23 protein-coding genes and 1 riboswitch are annotated in these 21,528 nt (G+C 34.7%); of the genes, 20 read left to right on the top strand and 3 right to left on the bottom strand.

The features are described from left to right. Window positions 1-109: 109 nt before the first annotated feature. Window positions 110-1,537, top strand: coding sequence for a D-alanyl-D-alanine carboxypeptidase/D-alanyl-D-alanine endopeptidase (gene dacB / locus UtA1_RS11690; RefSeq protein WP_096551187.1), 1,428 nt, complete (start codon window positions 110-112; stop codon window positions 1,535-1,537). A gap of 130 nt (window positions 1,538-1,667) precedes the next feature. Here dacB and UtA1_RS11685 read toward each other — a convergent pair whose 3' ends face one another. After that, on the bottom strand, window positions 1,668-1,940 hold the full coding sequence (locus UtA1_RS11685) for a hypothetical protein (RefSeq protein ID WP_172597868.1): 273 nt from the start codon (window positions 1,938-1,940) through the stop codon (window positions 1,668-1,670). Window positions 1,941-2,026: 86 nt separating this feature from the next. On the opposite strand from UtA1_RS11685, the gene UtA1_RS11680 reads away from it, so the two are divergent. From UtA1_RS11680 to UtA1_RS17240, 5 genes are all read left to right on the top strand, one after another. Beyond that, entirely contained in the window at window positions 2,027-2,767 is a 741-nt protein-coding gene (locus tag UtA1_RS11680) for a metal ABC transporter ATP-binding protein (protein ID WP_016838998.1), read from the top strand. Between the two features lie 12 nt (window positions 2,768-2,779). Further along, on the top strand, window positions 2,780-3,616 hold the full coding sequence (locus UtA1_RS11675; protein WP_096551186.1) for a metal ABC transporter permease: 837 nt from the start codon (window positions 2,780-2,782) through the stop codon (window positions 3,614-3,616). A 15-nt stretch (window positions 3,617-3,631) separates the two neighbouring features. Further along, entirely contained in the window at window positions 3,632-4,045 is a 414-nt protein-coding gene (locus UtA1_RS11670) for a Fur family transcriptional regulator (RefSeq protein WP_096551184.1), read from the top strand. A 134-nt stretch (window positions 4,046-4,179) separates the two neighbouring features. After that, window positions 4,180-5,115 (top strand): ABC transporter substrate-binding protein, encoded by a 936-nt coding sequence (locus UtA1_RS11665; RefSeq protein ID WP_016838995.1) that lies wholly within the window; start codon window positions 4,180-4,182, stop codon window positions 5,113-5,115. Between the two features lie 493 nt (window positions 5,116-5,608). Then, a complete protein-coding gene (locus UtA1_RS17240; protein ID WP_172597780.1) occupies window positions 5,609-5,752 on the top strand; it encodes a hypothetical protein in 144 nt (47 codons plus the stop codon). A gap of 99 nt (window positions 5,753-5,851) precedes the next feature. Here the strand turns inward: UtA1_RS17240 and UtA1_RS11660 are convergent, their stop codons facing one another. After that, window positions 5,852-7,249 carry an MDR family MFS transporter gene (locus UtA1_RS11660; RefSeq protein ID WP_040764757.1) on the bottom strand — a complete coding sequence of 466 codons (1,398 nt, stop codon included), beginning with the start codon at window positions 7,247-7,249 and terminating at the stop codon, window positions 5,852-5,854. 191 nt (window positions 7,250-7,440) lie between these two features. Here UtA1_RS11660 and UtA1_RS11655 point away from each other — a divergent pair, with 191 nt between their 5' ends. From UtA1_RS11655 to UtA1_RS11600, 12 genes are all read left to right on the top strand, one after another. Beyond that, window positions 7,441-9,045 (top strand): spore germination protein, encoded by a 1,605-nt coding sequence (locus tag UtA1_RS11655; RefSeq protein WP_096551180.1) that lies wholly within the window; start codon window positions 7,441-7,443, stop codon window positions 9,043-9,045. Further along, complete coding sequence (locus tag UtA1_RS11650; protein ID WP_096551178.1) at window positions 9,042-10,136, top strand: GerAB/ArcD/ProY family transporter; 1,095 nt, start codon at window positions 9,042-9,044, stop codon at window positions 10,134-10,136. Before UtA1_RS11655 ends, UtA1_RS11650 begins: the two co-directional genes overlap by 4 nt. Beyond that, the gene (locus tag UtA1_RS11645) at window positions 10,133-11,335 is read left to right on the top strand and encodes a Ger(x)C family spore germination protein (RefSeq protein ID WP_096551175.1); all 1,203 of its coding nucleotides are present in this window, start codon (window positions 10,133-10,135) and stop codon (window positions 11,333-11,335) included. The genes UtA1_RS11650 and UtA1_RS11645 overlap by 4 nt, the downstream gene beginning before the upstream one ends. 97 nt (window positions 11,336-11,432) lie before the next feature. Beyond that, a complete protein-coding gene (locus tag UtA1_RS11640) occupies window positions 11,433-11,987 on the top strand; it encodes a bifunctional adenosylcobinamide kinase/adenosylcobinamide-phosphate guanylyltransferase (RefSeq protein WP_232019832.1) in 555 nt (184 codons plus the stop codon). An 11-nt stretch (window positions 11,988-11,998) separates the two neighbouring features. Beyond that, window positions 11,999-12,772 (top strand): adenosylcobinamide-GDP ribazoletransferase, encoded by a 774-nt coding sequence (gene cobS / locus UtA1_RS11635; protein ID WP_096551173.1) that lies wholly within the window; start codon window positions 11,999-12,001, stop codon window positions 12,770-12,772. Continuing rightward, window positions 12,745-13,341: a histidine phosphatase family protein gene (locus UtA1_RS11630; RefSeq protein ID WP_096551171.1), complete on the top strand. Its 597-nt coding sequence runs from the start codon at window positions 12,745-12,747 to the stop codon at window positions 13,339-13,341. The genes cobS and UtA1_RS11630 overlap by 28 nt, the downstream gene beginning before the upstream one ends. Next, window positions 13,293-13,706, top strand: coding sequence for a bifunctional adenosylcobinamide kinase/adenosylcobinamide-phosphate guanylyltransferase (locus UtA1_RS11625; RefSeq protein WP_016838987.1), 414 nt, complete (start codon window positions 13,293-13,295; stop codon window positions 13,704-13,706). Before UtA1_RS11630 ends, UtA1_RS11625 begins: the two co-directional genes overlap by 49 nt. A gap of 119 nt (window positions 13,707-13,825) precedes the next feature. After that, a riboswitch (cobalamin riboswitch) is annotated at window positions 13,826-14,012 on the top strand. A 135-nt stretch (window positions 14,013-14,147) separates the two neighbouring features. Next, window positions 14,148-14,378, top strand: a complete 231-nt coding sequence (locus tag UtA1_RS11620; protein ID WP_096552514.1) for a glutaredoxin family protein — start codon at window positions 14,148-14,150, stop codon at window positions 14,376-14,378. After that, window positions 14,375-14,740: a class Ib ribonucleoside-diphosphate reductase assembly flavoprotein NrdI gene (gene nrdI / locus UtA1_RS11615; protein WP_096551169.1), complete on the top strand. Its 366-nt coding sequence runs from the start codon at window positions 14,375-14,377 to the stop codon at window positions 14,738-14,740. The genes UtA1_RS11620 and nrdI overlap by 4 nt, the downstream gene beginning before the upstream one ends. 2 nt (window positions 14,741-14,742) lie before the next feature. Further along, entirely contained in the window at window positions 14,743-16,836 is a 2,094-nt protein-coding gene (gene nrdE, locus UtA1_RS11610; RefSeq protein ID WP_096551167.1) for a class 1b ribonucleoside-diphosphate reductase subunit alpha, read from the top strand. Then, the gene (gene nrdF / locus UtA1_RS11605) at window positions 16,824-17,804 is read left to right on the top strand and encodes a class 1b ribonucleoside-diphosphate reductase subunit beta (RefSeq protein WP_016838983.1); all 981 of its coding nucleotides are present in this window, start codon (window positions 16,824-16,826) and stop codon (window positions 17,802-17,804) included. Before nrdE ends, nrdF begins: the two co-directional genes overlap by 13 nt. 80 nt (window positions 17,805-17,884) lie before the next feature. Further along, window positions 17,885-18,202: a heme oxygenase gene (locus tag UtA1_RS11600; protein ID WP_016838982.1), complete on the top strand. Its 318-nt coding sequence runs from the start codon at window positions 17,885-17,887 to the stop codon at window positions 18,200-18,202. A gap of 105 nt (window positions 18,203-18,307) precedes the next feature. On the opposite strand, the gene UtA1_RS11595 is transcribed toward UtA1_RS11600, so the two are convergent. Next, the gene (locus tag UtA1_RS11595) at window positions 18,308-18,925 is read right to left on the bottom strand and encodes a hypothetical protein (protein WP_096551165.1); all 618 of its coding nucleotides are present in this window, start codon (window positions 18,923-18,925) and stop codon (window positions 18,308-18,310) included. A 308-nt stretch (window positions 18,926-19,233) separates the two neighbouring features. Between UtA1_RS11595 and UtA1_RS11590 the strand changes: the two genes are divergently transcribed. Next, window positions 19,234-19,869: an alpha/beta hydrolase gene (locus UtA1_RS11590; RefSeq protein WP_096551163.1), complete on the top strand. Its 636-nt coding sequence runs from the start codon at window positions 19,234-19,236 to the stop codon at window positions 19,867-19,869. Window positions 19,870-20,152: 283 nt separating this feature from the next. Beyond that, entirely contained in the window at window positions 20,153-21,424 is a 1,272-nt protein-coding gene (locus tag UtA1_RS11585) for an IS4 family transposase (protein WP_096550285.1), read from the top strand. Window positions 21,425-21,528 lie beyond the last annotated feature (104 nt).

Below are 21,528 nucleotides of genomic sequence, written 5' to 3'. Positions count from 1 at the left end.
CTGAAATAAGTCCCTTTTTTTAATGAAGGAAATTTTAAGTGAAAGTGACGATAAAAGAAGGCGTATACGAGCATAATAGAATGTAAAAGAATGGTTCAAGGTGGCTGCCATGATGAAAAAACAGTGTGTATTATGTATTGTTATCGTGTTTTTCTTTTTCCAATATCTTCATCCAAGCCAAGCGATGTCACTCCATGAAAAAATAACACACCATTTAGGTACAAAGGATATCAGCGTGTCCATTCGCGATTTAGAAACTGGAGAGCTATTATATACGAAAAATGGGGATATTGGAATGAAACCCGCGTCCACATTAAAATTGCTTACTTCAGCTAGTGCATTACATATATTGGGACAACAGCATCAGTTTGCAACAGAAGTTTATATTGATGGGAAAGTAAACAACGGGGAACTTCAAGGTAATCTTTATGTAAAAGGAAAAGGTGATCCTACTTTTCAAAAGAAACATTTTTTACAAATTGCAGATATTTTAAAGTTGTTAGGAATTTATTCGGTAAGAGGCAATTTATATGGCGATGATTTTTATTTTAATGGTGAAGCACTCTCTCCTGGCGTTTCAAAAGAAGATGAAAGTTTTTATTACGCATCAAGAATAAGCGCATTAACGATGTCACCGGACGGAGATTACGATGCAGGAACGCTCATTGTTCATGTAATCCCTACTTCCATTGGAAAAAAAACAGTCATACAAACGGAACCGAATGATAGTGGGATGATTTTATTGAACTACGCAATGACGGTTCCTTCGAATAAAAAAAATACTATCGAAATCATTCGTAAATATCATTCAAATGAGGTAGTAATTTCAGGAAATATTCCGTTAGGGGCATCTCATAAAGATTGGGTGACATTATATGACCCAACGCTCAACACGCTCGAGGCTCTCAAAATCACGTTGGAGGAAGAAGGGATTGCATTTTATGAAACATCTGTTGTTCGAAAATCTATACCTAAAAATGCAACGTTGATTTATAGAAAACAATCCCCCCCTCTGAAATATATCAACCATACATTCTTGAAATTAAGCAATAATAGCATTGCGGATATTTTAGTAAAGACAATGGGACAAAAAGTATATGGAAATGGAAATTTTGAAAATGGATTAAAGGTCATTCAACAATATGGCAAAGATTTAGGATTAAAAATGGAACAGTGGAAGTTTGAAGATGGTTCAGGGATTTCACATTATAACCGTACAACTGCTAATGAGTTAACGAACTTATTAGTAAAAGTTCAAGAAGAACCTTTTTTCCCGATCTTTTTTAGCAGTTTGCCTGTGGGAGGAGACACGAATCGACAAATCGGGGGATCGTTAAGAGAAAGATATTTAGGTGAACATTTGAAAAATCGAGTATTTGCCAAAACTGGCCACATTACTGGTGTATATACGTTAGCAGGATATGTAAAGGCTAATAGTGGGAAAATGTATGCATTTGCAATCATGACGCAATATCAAACAACTAACAAAATAAAAGACATTGACAAAGTTGTGGAATCGATTATTGAACAATACTAAACAAACATTTAAGAAAAAATAGGCTGTCTAGGAAGGAAAAACTTTCTAAACAGCCTACATTCGTTCACGATTGCCATTAGTATCTTTTTTGAACTAACTCATCGTTTTTTAAGTGCTTCTTGAGAGAAATTTAATTTCTTAAATCATCAAGCATTTTTTTATATTTTTTATACTTCTTAGAACCTAAAATCTGCTCGGCTTGTTTTAACACATTCTCAGGAATGCCTGTAATAAGCCAGGTGATGTTTGCTTGTTGGGCTAGTGGACGAAGTTGTTGGATTTCCTCAATCGTTAAATCCACACCATATTGTTTCGCCAATTTCCGAATTTCTTTATCGGATTTCGAAATTAGGGATTCCCAAAATTCAATCGCATTCATAACATCATCCTTTCCGTTCATCAAGCAAGAAACCTTTACAAAGAAAATTAAATCCCTTATACTAACAAAATGTAAATCGTAATGATTATGAATTAGAAAGAAGAGAAATGATGAAAAAAACTTTTGTGGAATTACAGAATGTTTCATTTAAATATAATTCGAGACTTGTATTAGATGATATTTCTTTTAATGTGAATGAAGGGGATTTTTTAGCGATTGTCGGACCGAATGGTTCTGGTAAATCTACTTTACTGAAAATCATTTTAGGATTATTGAAACCTAAAGGTGAAATAAAACTTTTTGGTGAACCATTCACTTCATTCCAACACCGTGAATGGATTGGATATGTTTCGCAAAAATCAAATGCCTTCAATTCTGCCTTTCCTGCAACGGTGAAAGAAGTTGTGCAAAGCGGATTAACGAAAAAAGTTGGTTTATTTAAAAAACTCCCAAAAGATACGATTAAAAGAGTAAATGATGCGTTAAGCGCTGTAGGAATGGATAAATTTATCAATCGTAATATCGGAGAATTATCCGGTGGCCAACAACAAAGAGTATTCATTGCTAGAGCATTAATTTCTGAACCAAAATTACTCGTATTAGATGAACCAACTGTTGGAATTGATATGAAAAACGTACAATCATTTTATGATATGTTAGGTGAATTAAATAAGAAACATAATTTAACCATTATTTTAGTGACGCACGACATTGAAACACCCTCCAATCAAATCAGCCATGTTGCTTTTTTAAATGGGAGAATTTTATTTTACGGAGACATCGAACAATACAATCAAATTTCAAAAGAACAAATTTATAAGTGGTACGGTCATTCCGTACGGGCGATGTAAGGAGAGAGGGCTATGATCGAAGCATTACTCAACTATGAATTTTTACAAAATGCCTTCATCTCTGGAATTATAATTGGTTTCATAGCTCCATTACTTGGAGTATTTATAGTTGTTCGTAGAATGTCTTTAATTGCCGACGCACTGTCCCACGTAACATTAGCCGGAATCACAGGAGGGTTATTTTTAAGTCAAAATATCGCTGCTTTCTTTTTTATTCATCCTATTTATTTTGGAATTGCGGCTAGTGTACTTGGTTCCATTTTGATTGAACGGTTAAGGGCTATATATAAACATTATGAGGAATTAGCCATTCCAATCATTATGTCTTGTGGAATTGGATTAAGTGCTATATTTATTTCTTTAGCAAAAGGTTTTAGTACCGATGTGATGGGGTATCTTTTTGGTACTGTTTCTGCTGTTTCAAGGCAAGATTTATTTGTTGTGATTACGATTGCGATTATTGTAATCCTATTTTTAGCTTTATTTTTTAAAGAGTTATTTGTCTTATCCTTTGATGAAGAATATGCGAATGCATCAGGGCTTCCATCAAAAATGATTCACCTATTATTTATGCTCGTTGTTGCATTGACGATTGCTGCTAGTATGAGGATTGTAGGAATATTGCTCGTTTCATCATTAATTACGTTGCCAGTTGCCAGCGCCATGCGATTGTCGAAAGGCTTTAAGGCGACGATAATATATTCTGTTTTATTTGGCGAATTAGCGGTTATTATTGGTTTAATATTGGCGTTTTACTTAAATCTTGCACCAGGTGGAACAATTGTCATAACATCGATCATCATTTTAGTGGTAGTAATCTTATTCAAGAAATGGTTTAAATTTGATTAGAAGGGAGTTACAGCTGTGAATCGGACACGAGCGTGGGAAATATTAAAAGCCCATGGATATAAAAAAACAGATAAACGTGAGCTAATATTATCAATGTTTGAGGAAACAGATAAGTATTTAACAGCTCGTGATTTATTGGAAGTATTAAAAAAAGACTATCCTGGAATGAGTTATGATACCATTTATCGTAATCTAGCAACATTTGTTGAATTAGGTATATTAGAAGAAACGGAATTCAATGGAGAGAGAAATTTCCGAATGCATTGCGAAATCGATCATCATCACCATCATTTTATATGCATGGAATGCGGAAATGTGAAGGAAGTTTCGTTATGTCCAATAGAAAAGTTGGAAGCAATACTTCCTGGATATACAATCGAATCCCATAAATTTGAAATCTATGGGAAATGTCCACAATGTAACGGATAATGTTTAAGCTTGAAAGGCGATACTGTCACTCCAGAAAAAAATATTTTTTATGGTAATACACCGAAATGATTTGAGAAGGAAGTTTTAGTTGAAAAAGTATAAAGAGAAAAGCAAATTGAAACGAGGGAAAAGAATTGAAGCGTATTTGGTTCTTAACTGTATTATTAATCGTGATACTAGCAGGCTGTGGCAACAATAAAGAAAATGGAACTTCACAGGAAACAGATCTACATAAATCCGATTATTTATATACAGTTGTTGATGACCGGGGAGTAGAAATTGCTTTCGAACAAGTACCTGAAACGGTCGTATCATTACAGCCGAGCAATACAGAAATTTTATATGAATTAGGTGTTGGTGATAAAGTTATCGGTGTTACAGAGTATGATAAGTGGCCAGAAGAAGTACAACATGTTGAAAAAGTTTCCGATATTACGACTGTCAATGTGGAGAGAGTAGTTGAGTTAAATCCTGATGTCATATTTGCTTATATCACTGGTGGAGAGGAACAATTGGAACAATTAGAAAGCATTGGTTTGAAAGTATTTGTAATCAAGCCAGCAAACTCCATTGATGATGTATATGGAGACATTCAGCAAATTGCTCAAGTCATGGGTGTTGAAGAAAAAGGGAATGAATTAGTAGAAAAAATAAAGGAACAGTTTGCAGTAATTAAAGAAAAAACAGCTTCAATTGAACAGAAAAAGAAAGTATATTTTGAAATTGCACCAGCTCCTGATATTTGGTCTATCGGATCAGGTACGTTTCAACAGGAGTTAATAGAAGCAGCGGGTGTTGAAAATATATATGCGGATCAACAAGGATGGTTCTCAGTTTCTGAGGAAGATATTATTAATCGAAATCCAGAAGCTATTATTACAACGGTCAATTTTTCTGATGATCCAACTGGAGAAATTAAATCTCGAAAAGGCTGGGAATCTGTACTTGCTGTTTTAAATAATGAAGTATATGTATTAAACCCAGATATTTTGGATAGACCAGGTCCACGAATTGCAGAAGCAACAGAAATAATTGCTCGGGCTATTTACCCAGAATTATTTGAAGATTAAAAGGCAGGGCTTTATCCCAATTTGTGCAAAAACGAGCGAATGGAGAAATTGTTTCCAATTCGCTCGTTTACGTGCGCCCGGCATGTACATGAACTATAGGGTGTAAGTCCCGAACCCCGAAGACAGAAGTAGAGGTTAGCCAAGAGCAAGGGTGTCCGTGGTGACGCGGAATCTGAAGGAAGCTGGAGGCAAAACACCGGTCCGAGGAACACGAACCTCATATAAGGCTAGGTATGATTGAGTGAGTTTGCGTAACAAAACAAAGCTCTTTCTGTCGAAGGTCATATCGAGTAAATGAGGCGGATAGATGGTGTGAAAGTGCATGTACTTACCCGGGGAGGTCTGGCGGATAGGTGAAGTTCGCTTCATAACCTACTTAGTGATAAGTAGCTGAACCGTCAGAAGTCAGCAGAGGTCATAGTATTAGTTGGTTTAGAACTACTAAGAAGGACCGAACAATTAAGAGAGAATAGCCCTTGGCATTCAGTGAGTCATGATGAACACAGAAAACGTAGTACCTCACTTGAGGAAGGAAGCGGTGAATCCCGTGGGAGACCTCTTGGAGGGTGGAGTGACCACTGGCATAAGAAGACAAGCTATTCACGGAAGTTATGAAAACTTGCGTCAATTATCTTAATTGAACCGCCGTATACGGAACCGTACGTACGGTGGTGTGAGAGGACGGGAGCTAATCACTCCCTCCTACTCGATTTTTTTAGGGCATAGCCTTTATAATTTAATTCACACTTTCCATCGGAGTTTTTTTCTTTTTTGATAAGAAGAAAGATAGAAGAAGTCCGACAAAAGCAAAAATGAGTGCCACTAGAAATGCGAGTTTAATTCCTTGAAAGATTTCATCGCTATTTGCTATCTGTTGCGATTTACCCAAACTCATCACCGAAACCAAGAGTGCAGTGAAAATTGAAGCACCAACTGTTCGAATGGTATTATGCATGGCTGTTCCATGGGCAATTAATGATTGTGGCAATGCATTAATTCCAGCAGTCATTAATGGCATCATTAGTAATGACATGCCAAGCATTTGAATGGAAAATATGACAGTAATGACGATAACGGATGTATCTTGGTTGATGAAGGTATATAAAATGGCCGAAAGAACCGTAAATCCAAAACCGACGATGGATAATCCTTTTGCCCCGAATCTGTCAAATAATTTCCCTGAAATTGGCGACATTGCTCCAGTGATGATCGCCCCCGGAAGAAGCATTGCCCCCGAAGTAAGTGCAGAACCTTGTTGAACATTTTGCACATAAATCGGCAAGATTGTTTCAATGCCGATTAACAACCCAAATACAACAATTGATAGGATTGTTGTGAGTGTAAATTCTTTTGACTGAAACACGCTAAAATTCAACATAGGTTGCTTTAACTTATACTGTCTTCGAATGAAGAATACTAAAGCAAATGCTCCAATTATAAGAGATGAGATGACATTTAAACTACCCCATCCATACGTACCTACTAAACTCGATGCGTAAAGTATACCTCCCCATCCAATGGAAGATAATATGACGGACAATATGTCGAGCTTTCTTTCCTTTTGTTCCGTCACATTTTTCATTAAAAAGATTGCTAATACCAGGACCACTAGTGTAAATGGCAAGACTGTATAAAATAATGATCTCCATGAAAAGTGATCAATGATCCACCCTGCAAGAGTTGGTCCAATGGCTGGAGCAAAACCTATCACTAAACCGCTCATCCCCATTGCAGTACCTCGTCTTTCCACGGGGAAAATTGAAAAAATGACTGTTTGCATTAATGGCATTAACATCCCCGCACCAATCGCTTGCACGATGCGAGCAACAATCAATAGCCAAAAGTGTGGTGTAATAGCACCGAGAAGTGTACCTAGTCCAAAAATACTAATGGCGGTAATTAGTAAAGATTTACTACTAAATTTTTCGATTAAGAATGCAGTAATAGGAATCATAATTCCGTTTGCTAACATAAATCCCGTTGTCACCCATTGAGCTTCGGTTGGGCTGATTGAGAATTCATTCATAATAGACGGTAAAGCAACAATTAACAATGTTTGATTAAGTAAAGAAACAAAGGATGCTGCAAGTAAAATGCTGACAATTAAACTACGATTATATGAAACATGATTCATAGTATCCAAAGCGGTAATACTCCTTTTAATGAAAGGGATTTTGTAATAAGAAAAGCTTAAAATATGTTGGTAAAGAAATCAAGCAAAGAAAGAATTGAACAATAACTAAGTGGATGAAGAAAAGATGTATGTTATTTCTATTTTGAGCCATAATAACAGCAAATGATGAAAGAATAGGAAGGTGATTCAGATTGTCACCGTTCTTTAAGAAAAGCAATCATTATGTAGACAGAACCCCAATATTTCCAGAAAGTCATATTGTCAATAAATACAAAGACAAACAAATCACAAATCGTCTTGAAGAAAATGTACAAATTTTTAAAGAAATATTTCAAAAAGATATGGATTTCTCTGTTCGGACATTTAAATTATTTCACGAAACACAATCTACAATTATTTATCTTAATTCATTAGCCAATAAAGACATCATTAATAACGATGTTATTAAACCCCTTCAAGATCATGAGATGGATGAAGAAAAAAATATAATTTTACCCCAATATATTATTGAGAATATACTCTTTTTTAATGATGTGAAAGCGATTAAAGACATACCGAAAATTATCAGCGCCATTGTTCAAGGAAAAGCGATTGTCTTTATTGATGGTATTCAAGAAGCATTGGAAATCGATGCAATTGAAAAAGAAAAAAGAAGTATAGAGGAGCCGGATACGGAGCGGGTTGTACGAGGACCGAGAGATGGATTTATTGAACAATTGCCTATCAATGTTGCATTGCTTCGATATCGCCTTCCCATTCCTGAATTCCGTGTAGAAGAAACGGAAGTTGGTACTCGTACAAAAACAAAACTCGCTGTCTGTTATATTGAGGATGTTGTAAATCCCACATTAGTGACAGAAGTTAAGAAGAGAATTGATGCAATTAAAATTGATGGGGTTTTAGATTCAGGTTATGTTGAACAGTTTCTCGAGGATAATCCAACATCTCCTTTCCCTCAGCTCATCAATACAGAAAGACCGAATAAAGTGGTTGGGAATCTTCTGGAAGGTCGCATTGCTGTATTAATGGATGGCAGTCCATCTGCATTAATTGCGCCTGCAACTTTTAATCAGTTTTATCATACAACGGAAGATTATAATGAGCATTGGATTATCTCTTCATTTGTACGATTTTTCCGAATCATAGCACTTGTTTTTTCATTGACCTTTTCTTCTTTGTACGTAACCGTCATTTCTTTTCATCCGGAATTGATACCGGCAAAATATGTTGTTGCAGCTTCCAGTGGAAGGCAAAGCATTCCATTACCGGTCGTCGTTGAAGTATTGTTGTTGGAATTGGCGATGGAAGTGTTGAGAGAAGCAAGTGTTCGAATGCCTCAACAAGTAGGTGGAGCCTTATCGATTGTAGGGGTACTTGTGGTTGGTCAGGCTGCTGTTCAAGCGGGATTTGTCAGCCCAATCTCCGTTGTAATTATTGGAATGTCCACAATCGGCTCCTTTGCTGTTCCAATTTATGATGCAGCCAATACTTTCCGCATGTTGCGTTTTTTGCTGATCATTTTAGCTGGTACACTTGGTTTATTGGGACTTGCCGTAGGACTCATGATCGTTGTCAATCATATGCTTTCTTTGCGATCCTTTGGTGTTCCATATATGGATCCATATGCACCATTAAATATAAAAGCTTTAAAAGATAGCATTATTCGAGCTCCATTCAATAAATTAAAAAGACGTCCATCCAACATTCATCCGAAGAATACCGTTCGTGTGGGAGAAACGGTGAAGGATTATACGAATTACAATTTCCTTGATGAAGAAGAAAGGGAAAAAATATGAAACATACAGATTCCATCAGTTCGATTCAATTAGCTGTCATAATTGCAAGTACAATCATCGGTGTATCTTTATTGGTATTACCTCGATTCATTGCTGCTGAAGTAGGAGAAGCAGCCATTCTTGCAAGTATCGTTGGAATACTCATCTCGTTAATTAGTGTGATTGCTATTACCCTATTAGCAAGGAAGTTTCGAGAACATACAATCATTGGATGTAATCGACTATTGTTAGGAAAATATTTTGGAAATTTATTTAATTACATGATTGTCATTGTGTTTATTGTCATTATGGGTCTTGAAGTAAGACAGTTTGCGGAAGTATTAGCAACTGGGCTTTTGCCCAATACACCCATTGAAATTTCCATTCTTATCATGATTATAATTTGTGCTTTAGTCGGTTATAGCAATGTTTCTACCTTCACCTATATTCACTTTTTTTATTTACCATTTTTATTAATTCCAATGTTTTTCTTTTTGTTTGCCCTAGAAGATATTGAAATCTATCATTTACTGCCGATTTTAGGCCATAATTTATCGGTGAAACAGTTTTTGTCTGGGGCCATCATCATGACGCAGGTCATAACGAATTATTTTGTTATTGCCATGTTGATACCGTATATAAAGGATTACGAAAATTGTGTTAAAAATGGAATTTGGGGATTCTTTTTAGGAGCATTAGCCATTCTTTATTGCATTGTGGTTTCTCTAGGGGTATTTGGTGCTAAGGAATTACAAGAAATGTATTGGCCTATTTTATCCCTTAGTCGAATTATCCAAATACCCGGAGAAGTTTTATCACGAATCGACGCCATTATTTTAATTACTTGGATTTTTGCTGTATTTACGACATTGCTTTCATATTACTTCGTGATTGTACGTGGCACTGCAGAGTTATTTCGTACAGATAAATATAGTTTCATTACAGTGCTCATGATTCCGGTAATTTTTGTTTTTGCGTTAATTCCAAATAATGTTTATGAAATATATGAATATGCTTCAAAAATTACTTATGTTGGTCTATTTCTATTTATTATACTCCCAGTTTGTTTATTAATCATTGGCCATTTTCGAAAAAGGACGGGAGTGCAATGAAAAGGTTTCAATTAAAATTCGCTTTTGTTCTGATTGCTGTCTTTTTGTTAAGTGGTTGTTGGGATCGTTATGAACTTGAAGAAAGGGCAAATATTTTAGCTTTATCGATTGATATTGCTGAAGAAGGTGAAGACATTGAAATGCCTGAAGTCACCCATTCGAAAGGAGAGTTTCCAGCAGAGGAAAAAATCATTTATAAAGTGGCAGCCCAATTAGCAGTACCAGGAAAAATTATGCTTGGACCCGAAGGAGGAGATACAAATTCCGCAGAGACTGATTGGCTGTTAGTAACATATGGATATTCAATGAAGGATGTATTATCCAATTTACAACAAGAACTTGCAGAAAAAATTTATTTAGGACATATTCAATTGATTGTTGTCAGTGACAAAATTGCAAAAAAAGGTCTTGAAGATATTATGGATTTTTTAAAAAGAGATTTTGAAGTAAGAAGAACTGCGTGGATTATGGTTACGGAAGGGGAAGCACTAGAAATATTAAATGCTACACCACCCATTCAAACAGTCCCTTCTTTATATTTAGCTAATACGTTAAGAGATGCTGTAAAGTTCGGAAAGTTACCGAAAGAGTATTTAGGGAAAGTGTGGATTGATTTTTCTGATGAAGGTGTGGATGCAATCATTCCTCTTGTAAAGCCAATGGGAGATCATATTTTAGTTGACGGACTCGTTTATTTTAAAGATTATCAAATGGTTGGTACGTTAACGCCAACGGAAACAGGAGCTATTTTAGCGCTGCAGGGAATAAATCCTGCTGGTTATTCTAATGTAATTGTACCTGGTGATAAAAAAGGGGTTTATCTTGTAAAGCCATTCAAAAGAATTTCAAAAATCTCAGTAGAAATTCAAGACGGAAAACCGAAAGTATTGATCGATGTCAAAGTAGAAGGTTTTGTTGAAGAACAACTTTATACGAATGATTTAAGTAAAGAAAAATTACAAGAACTTGAAAAATCAGCATCTGAGTTGGGAGGAAAAGCCTTAAATAGTCTAGTGAAAAAATTGCAGCAAGATGAATCGGATATACTTGCAATTGGTGCAAGGGTGCGTGCATATCATCCGAAATATTGGGAAGAAAATGTAAAAACAGAAGATGCTTGGCGTGAAATTTATAAAGAGATGGATATTCAAGTCAAAATGGATTATAAGATTTTGCGTGTCGGAATGGAATGGAAATGATAAATAAAATATATTTTTCGCAGGCTGTCCATAAAATGATATACTCATTTTGGACAGCTCTATTTTTGGGGGAAAATAGATTAGAGGAGGGGAGAGAATGGGAAAAATCATTTTTATTACAGGCGGGGTTCGAAGTGGTAAAAGTTCCTTTGCAGAAAGTGTGGCTGTCAAGTTTTTCGACCAAAATCAAAAAGGCCTCTATTATTTAGCTTCCGGTGTCCCCTTCGATGAAGAAATGAAAAGTCGAATAGTTCGACATCAAAAGGATCGAGAACGCTCGAAAAAGCCATGGTATACAATAGACGTAATTGATGACTTGCCTGTACAAAGGTTTCAAGAGAATGACATTGTATTATGGGATTGTATAACAACTTGGCTGAACAATATTTTATACAAGACCGAACATTTAAAAGAAGATCGATTACATAAAATACATCAATGGATAAATCAGTTTCAACAGGCAATAACGCAATGGAAAGAAAATGGTGTTATCATCTTAATTGTTTCAAATGAAGTGCTTGATGAAGTACCATCTTCATTCAAAGAAGTCCAACTATATCGAAAACTCCTCGGAACTCTTCATCAATGGATTGTCTCAATTTGTGATGAAGCATATGAGTTGGATTATGGTATTCGCGTACGCAGAAAATAGGCGGTGTTTTTGTGAAAAATATTATTGCAGGGTTATTATTATCTCTTCAATTTTTTACTTCTTTCCCCATTCGGAAGACACTTCCAATGAATAATAAAACTGTTACAGCTATGTTTGGCACAATGCCTTTCATTAGCTTCTTTATGGGGGTAATCGTTGTACTTGTCATTCTACTGAATGATGTTTATTTCAATTTTACTCCACTTTTCTTAGCAATTATCATTGTCATGATCAATATTATGATGACGGGTGGGTTGCATCTCGATGGTTGGATCGATTTAAGCGATGCTTATTTTTCTTATAGAGATAAAGAAAAACGACTAGAAATATTAAGCGATTCCCGTATTGGAGCTTTTGGTGCTATTAATCTAGTGCTCATTGTTCTACTGAAAATCGGCATATTTTATGAGTATTTACATCAGCGTCCAACAAACTTTTATTTATTTTTTATCATCTTACCTGTCTTATGTCGATTAGCAATATTGATTTATTTCAATCTGTCAGTAAATGTGAAGGAATCTGGATTGGCAGCCTACTTTAAAAAACATGTGAAGGCAAAATCGTTATGGATTTATATTGCGTGTTATATATTCATTATCCTCATAACAGGTTTTGTGTTAAATGAATATAAACTATTTGTTTTAACATTTAGCATGTTTGTGATGACTTGGATTTATCGGCATTGGACATATCGCCATTTTGGCGGAATGACGGGAGACTTGCTAGGTGCTTTATATGAAGGGATGGAATTGGCATTATGGGGAATGCTGTTACTGTTCATTTAATTCGGCATGAAAAAACGAAAGCGAATTTAGAGCGAAAATATATTGGATGGACGAATGAATCGATATACATACAAACAGCAAATTGTCAAGTACCGATTCATACTAAGGATGTATTTGGCAGTGACTTAAAGCGCTGCATAGAAACAGCGCAACTTTATTTCCCCGAGGCAAAATACCATCCTTTTTTTCAATTAAGGGAATTACATTTTGGAGATTTTGAAATGAAAACTTATGATGAATTAAAAGATAATCCAGCGTATCGGCAGTGGATTGATTCACCAGAGAAAGCTGCGCCACCAAATGGTGAATCTTTTGTTTCGTTTAAAGAACGGATTTTAAATTGTTTTCATCAAATCGTGAGCTGTGGTGGAGAATATGTGTTTGTCGTCCACGGTGGTGTCATTCGTGTTATCCTATCGAAATTTCAAAAAGAGAAAAGTTTTCAAGATGTTATTGCACAGCATCGGATGATTTATACCCTATGTTGGGACGATATTGAATCTTTGAAAGAGGGAAGAGAATGCAATCAGTTATTGGAGGCGCCTATAATGGTAAACGAAAATTTGTAAGTAACATGTTAAAAGAAATAGGTGCGAATCGCTGTTATTTTTATGAAGGCGAAATACCGGAAGGCCCTTTTACAAAAGATGAATACGTTATTATAGGTAGTTTTGAAAAAATGATTTTGCTCGTCCCGGATTTATCGGAAGATGAAATCGTATCACAAATAATGGGGAAATTAATGAATTTAGATTATAAGACAAACCTAATTTGTATTTGTACGGATATCGGACGTGGAATAGTGCCGCTTTCAAAAGAGGATCGTCATTTGAGAGATACTTGTGGTAGATTGTATCAACAACTTTTTGAGAAAAGTGAGAAAGTCATTCGCGTTTGGTATGGTATTCCTGAGATATTAAAAGAGGAAAATTAACCAACCGTTCTTAAGTTCTACGTATCGAGTGAATGATTTTAGTAGATACTGTATCATTTACCAAATAAGCTTGTAATTAACAATACTACATGTTACAATGAAACACGAAAACACAATATATAGCATTTCGTTTATTAGGTTCTACTATATATAGTAGATTAAAAGGGAAGTCAGTGAAAATCTGACGCTGTCCCCGCAACTGTAATTGCTGACGAAAAGTTCAAATCCACTGTACAAATTTGTATGGGAAGGGAACTTGGAGGATGAAGCATAAGCCAGGAGACCTGCCTAATAAACGTGAATTGCTCATTTCTTCGGGGGCTAGGAAATGGAAGCAAGACGGTCCATTTCCTAGTACCTGACTGTTTCCATTTCAAAGCCATACCGAAAAAGGTATGGCTTTTTTATTTTCATAAAAGAATGGTAGAAAGGGAGAAGGAAATGAAATTATATTCAAAAAAAGTTTGTCCAAAGTGTTTGTTAATGAAATACGAATTAAATCAACTTGGTTATGAAGGGAAATATGAAGAAATTTTGATTGATTACAATGAAGAAGCGAAAGAAAAATTATTGACTGCTGGATTTCTTTCTGTACCTGTAATCGAAATCGATGGAGAGCTAATGGGAGACATTGAAAATATGAAAAAATTCATTAGCAAGATCACAGTATGATTGCTTATGCTTCTCGAACTGGCAACGTGCGTTTTATCGTTCATCAATTAGAGTTACCACACATTGAAATTCGGGATGACCTTATATTAAATGATCCCTTTTTGTTGTTCACCTATACCGATGGATTAGGGGAAGTACCACAAATTGTGGAAAGGTTTTTACAACATAATGTTCGTTTCTGTAAGGGTGTTATTGCAAGTGGGAACTCGAATTTCGGCCATGCTTATTTTTGCCGTTCTGCTCATTTGATTAACGAAAGGTACGGAATTCCCATTGTTCAAAAGATAGAATTACGCGGATTTCAGAAAAATTATGATGCCATAATTGATTATTATAACAGAGTAATTCAAAAGGAGATTTAGTGATGAAAAGCTATTTAACTTTGAATAATGAAATTTTGAATCACTACCACCAAACAGGAAAAATTGATTTAGAGAAAGATCGAGAGGCTACTCGTCAATATTTTATCGAACATGTTAATCAGAAAATGCGGAAGTTTTCTAGTTTGGAAGAAAAGATTCGCTTTTTCATTGAAGAAGGATATTATGAGAAAGAATTTTTACAAAAATATTCTTTCGAATTTATAAATAAAATTTTTGACATTGCGTATTCTTATCGTTTTCGATTTCAAACATTTATGAGCGCGAGCAAATTTTTTGAAAGTTACGCAATGAAAAGTCGAGATGGAAAAGAAATTTTAGAAACTTATGAGGATCGGATGAGCATTATCGCCTTATATTTAGCGAATGGTGATGAATTGTTGGCAGAAAAAGCAATTCGTGCGATGATGGAGGCTTTTCAACCAGCAACACCAACCACACTGAATAGCGGTAAAAAAGCGCGTGGGGAATTGGTAAGTTGTTTTAAATTATCCATGGATGATTCGATGAATAGCATTGCAGAAAACCTCGGTTATTGTTTAGAACTCTCAAGGCTTGGCGGAGGGGTAGGGGTAAATTTAACGGATTTAAGACCTTTAGGTGATCCGATAAAAGGTATCGCCAATCGGGCAAGCGGTGTTATGCCCGTTGCAAAATTATTAGAAAATGCCTTTTCTTATTCCAATCAATTAGGACAACGGAATGGTTCAGGTGTTGCTTATTTAAATATTTTCCACGCGGATATTGAAGAATTTATTTCTTCTAAGAAGCCGAATGCCGACGAAAAAATTCGGTTACAAACTTTATCGACTGGTGTCATTATTCCAGATATATTTTTTGAACTGATGAAAAAAGATGAAGATATCGTTCTTTTTAGTCCTTATGATATTTATCGAGAATACGGAAAAAGAATGTCTGAAATAAGCATAACGGAAATGTACGGGGAGTTGTTGAACAACCCAAATATACGAAAGTTAAAGCAAATCAATGCTAGAAAACTATATACGGAAATCAAAAAGAGCCAATTCGAATCCGGATATCCTTTTGAAATATTTGATGATAATGTAAATAAACAACATCCACTAAAAAAACTTGGAAGAGTCAAAATGTCCAACCTCTGTACTGAAATTTTACAAGTTCAACAAACGAGCATCATTAATGATCAAGATACACCAAATGAATATGGATTAGACGTATCTTGCAATCTTGGATCATTAGATATTCACCATGCGACAAAGTTTCATGATTTTGAAGAGTTAGTAGATACAGCCATGCGTTTGTTAACACAAGTGTCTTTAATGACCAATATAAAAAACGTTCCATCTGTAAAAAAAGCAAACCAGATGATGCATTCTGTCGGATTAGGTGTTATGAATTTGCACGGACATCTTGTAACTCAAAATATATTATATGGTTCAAAAGAATCAATTGAATTTATCGATTACTTTATGGAAGCATTGAACTTCTTTTCATTAAAAGCATCGATGCTACTTGCGAAAGAAAAAGGTGAAACTTTTTACGGATTTGAAATAAGCGAATATGCAAATGGTCATTATTTTGAAAAGTACGTGAATAGATTGGAAAAGGAACCTAGTGAATTGGTGAAAAAAGCTTTAGGTAATGTTCCAATCATTACAAAAGAAATGTGGAGAAAATTGAAAGAAGATATAATGAAATACGGATTATTTAATGCTTATCGGTTAGCAATCGCACCAACCGGCTCGATTTCTTACGTTCGTTCTTGCACGGCATCCATTGCACCCATTACTGAGCGAGTAGAGATACGAGATTATGCAGATAGCCGCACGATTTATCCGATGCCATTTTTAAATAATGACAATCAACATTTATACGTAGAAGCATATGACATGAATGTCTATAAAATCATTGATTTATATGTCGCTGCACAAAAGCATGTTGATCAAGGTATCTCAATGACTTTATATGTAACAGACAAGTGGACGACGGAACAATTAGCGAAAGCCTATATTTATGCTTGGATGCGAGGAATCAAAACGGTCTATTATGTACGCCAACGATTACAATCACTGGAGGAATGTGTAGCATGTACAATTTAACATACGAAGCAGTCAATTGGAATCAGTCAGCAAGCAGTCTTGCTAAAATTTTTTGGGATCAACAATGGAAACAAATGTGGTTTCCAGAAGAAATTGCAGTTTCAAAGGATATTCAACAATGGAGAAATTTTGAGCATCAAGAAACATACAAAAAAGTGTTTGGTGGACTGACGCTGCTCGATACAATTCAAACAAATATCGGGATGAATGAAATAGCAAAATACAATCCCAATTTACAAGAAAAAGCTGTATTAACGGTATTTGGTGCCTTTGAAGCCATTCATGCGAAATCCTATTCGTATATTTTTACAACCCTTTGTCATAACGACGAAATCGAAGAAATTTTTCAATGGGTAAAAAAAAATCAACTATTACAATATAAAGCTTCAAAAATTGCCAATATATATTCGTCTATTAAGGAAAATGATTTAGTCAGCCTATGGAAAGCGATGTTTGCTTCCGTCATGCTCGAATCCTTTTTATTTTATTCTGGTTTTTTCTATCCGCTCTATTTAGGGGGACAAGGCATTTTAAGGAACAGCGCAGAGGTGATTTCGCTAATATTGAGGGATGAATCCATTCATGGGGTGGCTGTTGGAATATTCGCACAAAACATTTTTAATCAATTTTCTAAAGAACAACAAGATGAATTAAAAAATTGGGGCTATGAATTATTGCTAGATTTATATGATAATGAATTGCGTTATACAGATGAAATTTATCGAGGAACAGGTTTGGAAGATGAGGTGAAGGCGTATATTCGCTATAATGGGAATAAAGCATTAATGAATTTAGGGTTCGATACAATGTTTCCTGAAGAAGAAATTCATCCAATCGTGATGAATGGAATACGAAATGAAGGTTCCACATATGATTTCTTTTCTCAAAAGGGTTCCACATATGCCTTAGCAAAAGTAGAGCCTATCACGGATGAAACGTTCCATTTTGACATTTTGCTAGATGATTGAGGCTTATAAATTGCTGTTCGAATAAAATCATGTTCTAATAATTACAATGATTTCAAAAATAAAAAAGGAGTTTTGTTTTTATGTATACAGTAACTAATCGAATTAAAGTGAAAAAAGGCTTGGCAAAAAAGATGGCACCACTCTTCACGCAACCTGGTCCATTATTAACGTTTAAAGGATTTCGTAAAGTAGAAGTACTCGTAAGTACACAATTTGAAGACTACGATGAAATGAACGTCGTTATGTATTGGGATTCACTCGAAGAATTTGAGGCGTGGAGAGCAAGTGATGCATTTAAAGAAGCTCATAAACGTCCAAGCGGTAATAGCGAAGAAGCCCCTACACTCGAAAATGTAATCGTAATTTCTGAAGTTGTCTCAACATTAGAAAACAATTAATGATTAAATAGGAAAGAGGGTGTCTAGAAAGTCGAAAACTTTCTGGATACCCTCGCTTCTTATATATAGACCTTTGCTCCTGAAGTAAATCGAAACAAGATTTTACTATCCTCGTTTCAATTTTTCTTTTGCTAACCGTTCGAGATGTTTATTATATACTTTGTATGCTTCATCAATTGCATTTCTTATCATTCGATCAAATGAATTAGTAGAATGCAGTTCTTTCACAGCTGCCTTTACAAACTTCGATTGATCTTCTAAAAAGGATTGAATTTCATCTTCTGATCCTAAATGAGCATCAAAATAGATACGTTTTTTATTTCTTTCAATCATATATGTTAAATCATGTTTGATCATCACGCGTAAAATCCATTCGTTTAATCCTGTAGCTAGTTGGAGTGACATGATATAATATAATAGTTCTGGGCGATTTTCACGGAACTTTAATTGGTTAAAATGTACATTGTCTTGAAGAGCATTTAGTATAACGAAATTCGAGGAGTAGTATAGGGTTTTTTCAGCTGAGTGAATGATATTGTATTTATTGGGCAGCAATAAAAGCCAAATATTGAAGGCGATAATCCAAGCATCGATGATATTTAATGCGCCTTCTTTAACTAGATAATTGAATTGGCTATTTTGTTTCGCTAAATCAATAAATTTGTCTACATGATATTGCTCAATATATAGTATGCTTCGTTCTACTGTAATTTCCCTATACATTCCAAACACCCCTTTGCTAAGAATGTTGTTTTGTTTTCACCCAGTCAAAACAGACATTTTTAACCAACTCTACTAATAGTTTATCGTTTAAAAACTATTTTTCCAAATCATATTTCAAAAATCAGACAAATTTTTTAAAAATAATAAGAAAGATTTATGTTATCGACAAAATTTTTGATTAATATCAGTTATTTTTAGTAAATGAAACATACTATTTTTAAATAGAAATTAAGAATAAAATAATATTTTGGAAAAAAAGATTTGGGAATGAATCGTTGTAGGTAAGGGAAACTTGAGGAGGAAATAGAATGCAATCATTATATACATTCAAACATATTGAACCGAAAATTAATATTAAACAAAGTCCAGCTATTTTTTTATTTCATGGATTAGGAAGCGATGAAGAAGATTTATTACAAATCATAGGTGAAATAAAAGAAGTTTGCCATGTCTTTAGTTTAAGGGGACCAATCAGTCATGATCCAGGTTATGCCTTCTATACTTTTGTAGAGGAAGGAAAGCCTATTCAACCTGTTTTTGATAAAGTGATTGCTGTTACAAGAGATTTTATTTTACAAGCAATTAAAGAATATCAATTAGATCCGACGAAGATATGTATTGCAGGATTTAATCAAGGAGCAGTCATCGCACAAACATTATGCATCGTGATGGGAAATCAAATTAAAGCATGTGCATCAATGTCAGGGTTTTTACCAGATTTTGTGAAAGAACAATATCACAAAAATAAAATGGATGAAACGAAAGTATTCATTTCTCACGGGGAGTATGATTACGATTTTCCAATTATGTGGAGTGAAAAAAGTAAAGATTTTTTTGAGCAACATGGAGCGAAAGTTGTTTATAAAACCTATCCTGTAGGACACGGCGTTTCGCCAGAAAATATGAGAGATTTTGTTCATTTTATAATGGAAGAAATTAAATGAGGTTGGGACAAATCTAAAAAAACATCATTTTCTCCAAGGAGAAAATGATGTTTTTTTTGATATGTTATTAAAATTGATTTCCGTTCCGGGGACGCTTTCCGCGGGCCCGGCTCGAGCCCAATGTCATCAACTTATATTTACAATTAATGGAAGTTTATTAAAATACCAATTTTTAATTTAATATTCACAAAGATAGGTAATAAGACTCTTGTGTTTTTAAAAAGTCCACCAAAATCGTTTTAGAAGCCAATTTTTGGTTAATAAAACGAGGATGGTGGTTTTTTTGAAATCAAAAAGTACTTTTTTAGGGGCAATTGAGATTACTCGAAAGATGCTGAATGATGTGATGTTTATGATTGAATCTCGAACAAAGGAAACGTACTTTACGCGAAAAGAAAAGAAGTTAAATTTCAAAAATACAATTTTATTTAATTTAAATTTTGTCAAAAAGAGTCTTCAGATTGAACTTGACGACTTTTTTGACAAGTTTAATTTATCAGATATTAGTATTTCTAAACAAGGCTATTCTGCTGCACGAAAGAAGGTTTCTCCCCTCGCTTTTGTAAAACTCTCAAAAGCGATTGTTAATTGGTATTATGAAGAAAATTCTTTTAAAACTTATCGTGGATTTAGGCTTTGCGCAATTGACGGAAGTGTATTACAAATACCTGACACCGAGGAACTTCGAAATTATTTTGGGTATGGAAGAAATCAAAGGTCAAGCTATGCAAGAGCTAGAGCCTCTTGTATCTATGATCTTGAAAATGGGATTATAATAACTTCTAAAATCGATCCTTATAAGGTAGCTGAGCGAGATAGTGCAAAGAATATGATTAAAGAACTCGTACAAACCGGATTGAAGAACGACCTAATTTTGTTTGATAGAGGTTATCCGTCAAGAGATTTTATCGCTTTTTTAGATGCCATTGGCATCAAGTATCTTATGCGATGTCAAAAAAATACGATAAAGGAAATTGTCGAAGCGAAGAAAGCTGATCAAATTATACAAATAACACATGAGGGCCAAGTGGTTAATGCTCGTGTAGTTAGGTTCTTACTAGATTCTGACACAGAAGAAATACTTGTCACAAATCTAATAGAGGAAGGCTTCAATATTTCTGAGTTCAAAACTCTTTATTTTAAACGCTGGGGAATTGAAACTGAGTATAATAACGTGAAAAATAAAATCGAAATAGAAAATTTTACGGGTGGTTCGAAAATCGCAATTGAACAAGATTTCTATGCATCAATATATTTATCGAATATGGTCAGTTTATTGAGAAATGATGCCAATGAAACAATTAATGAGGAGAGTAAGAAAAAAAGACGAAAACATGATTATCAAGTAAACACAAATATCTTAATAGGAAAATTAAAAGATAGGATGGTTCACTTATTATTAGAAGATTGTCCAATCAAAAGAGAGAGAATGTTTACAAAAATCATGAAAGTGATTATAAGAAATAAGACACCTATTCGGTTTGGGAGAAGCTACCCACGAAGGAATGGTCTGTCCTCAACAAAGTATCCCCTAAACCAAAAAAGGTGTCTATAAACAATACATAGGATAAATATAACCTATTTGTTTATTAAATGTAAATAAATTAGGGGCTTAAAAAATAAATATTTAAGCCTCGGGCATTCTATTGCCTTTTTTAC

This window comes from Ureibacillus thermosphaericus (genome assembly GCF_002370195.2).
In the GTDB taxonomy this organism is placed as follows: domain Bacteria; phylum Bacillota; class Bacilli; order Bacillales_A; family Planococcaceae; genus Ureibacillus; species Ureibacillus thermosphaericus.
The sequence above is the reverse complement of the archived record's forward strand: the minus strand, read 5'-3'. Positions and strand labels throughout refer to the sequence as shown.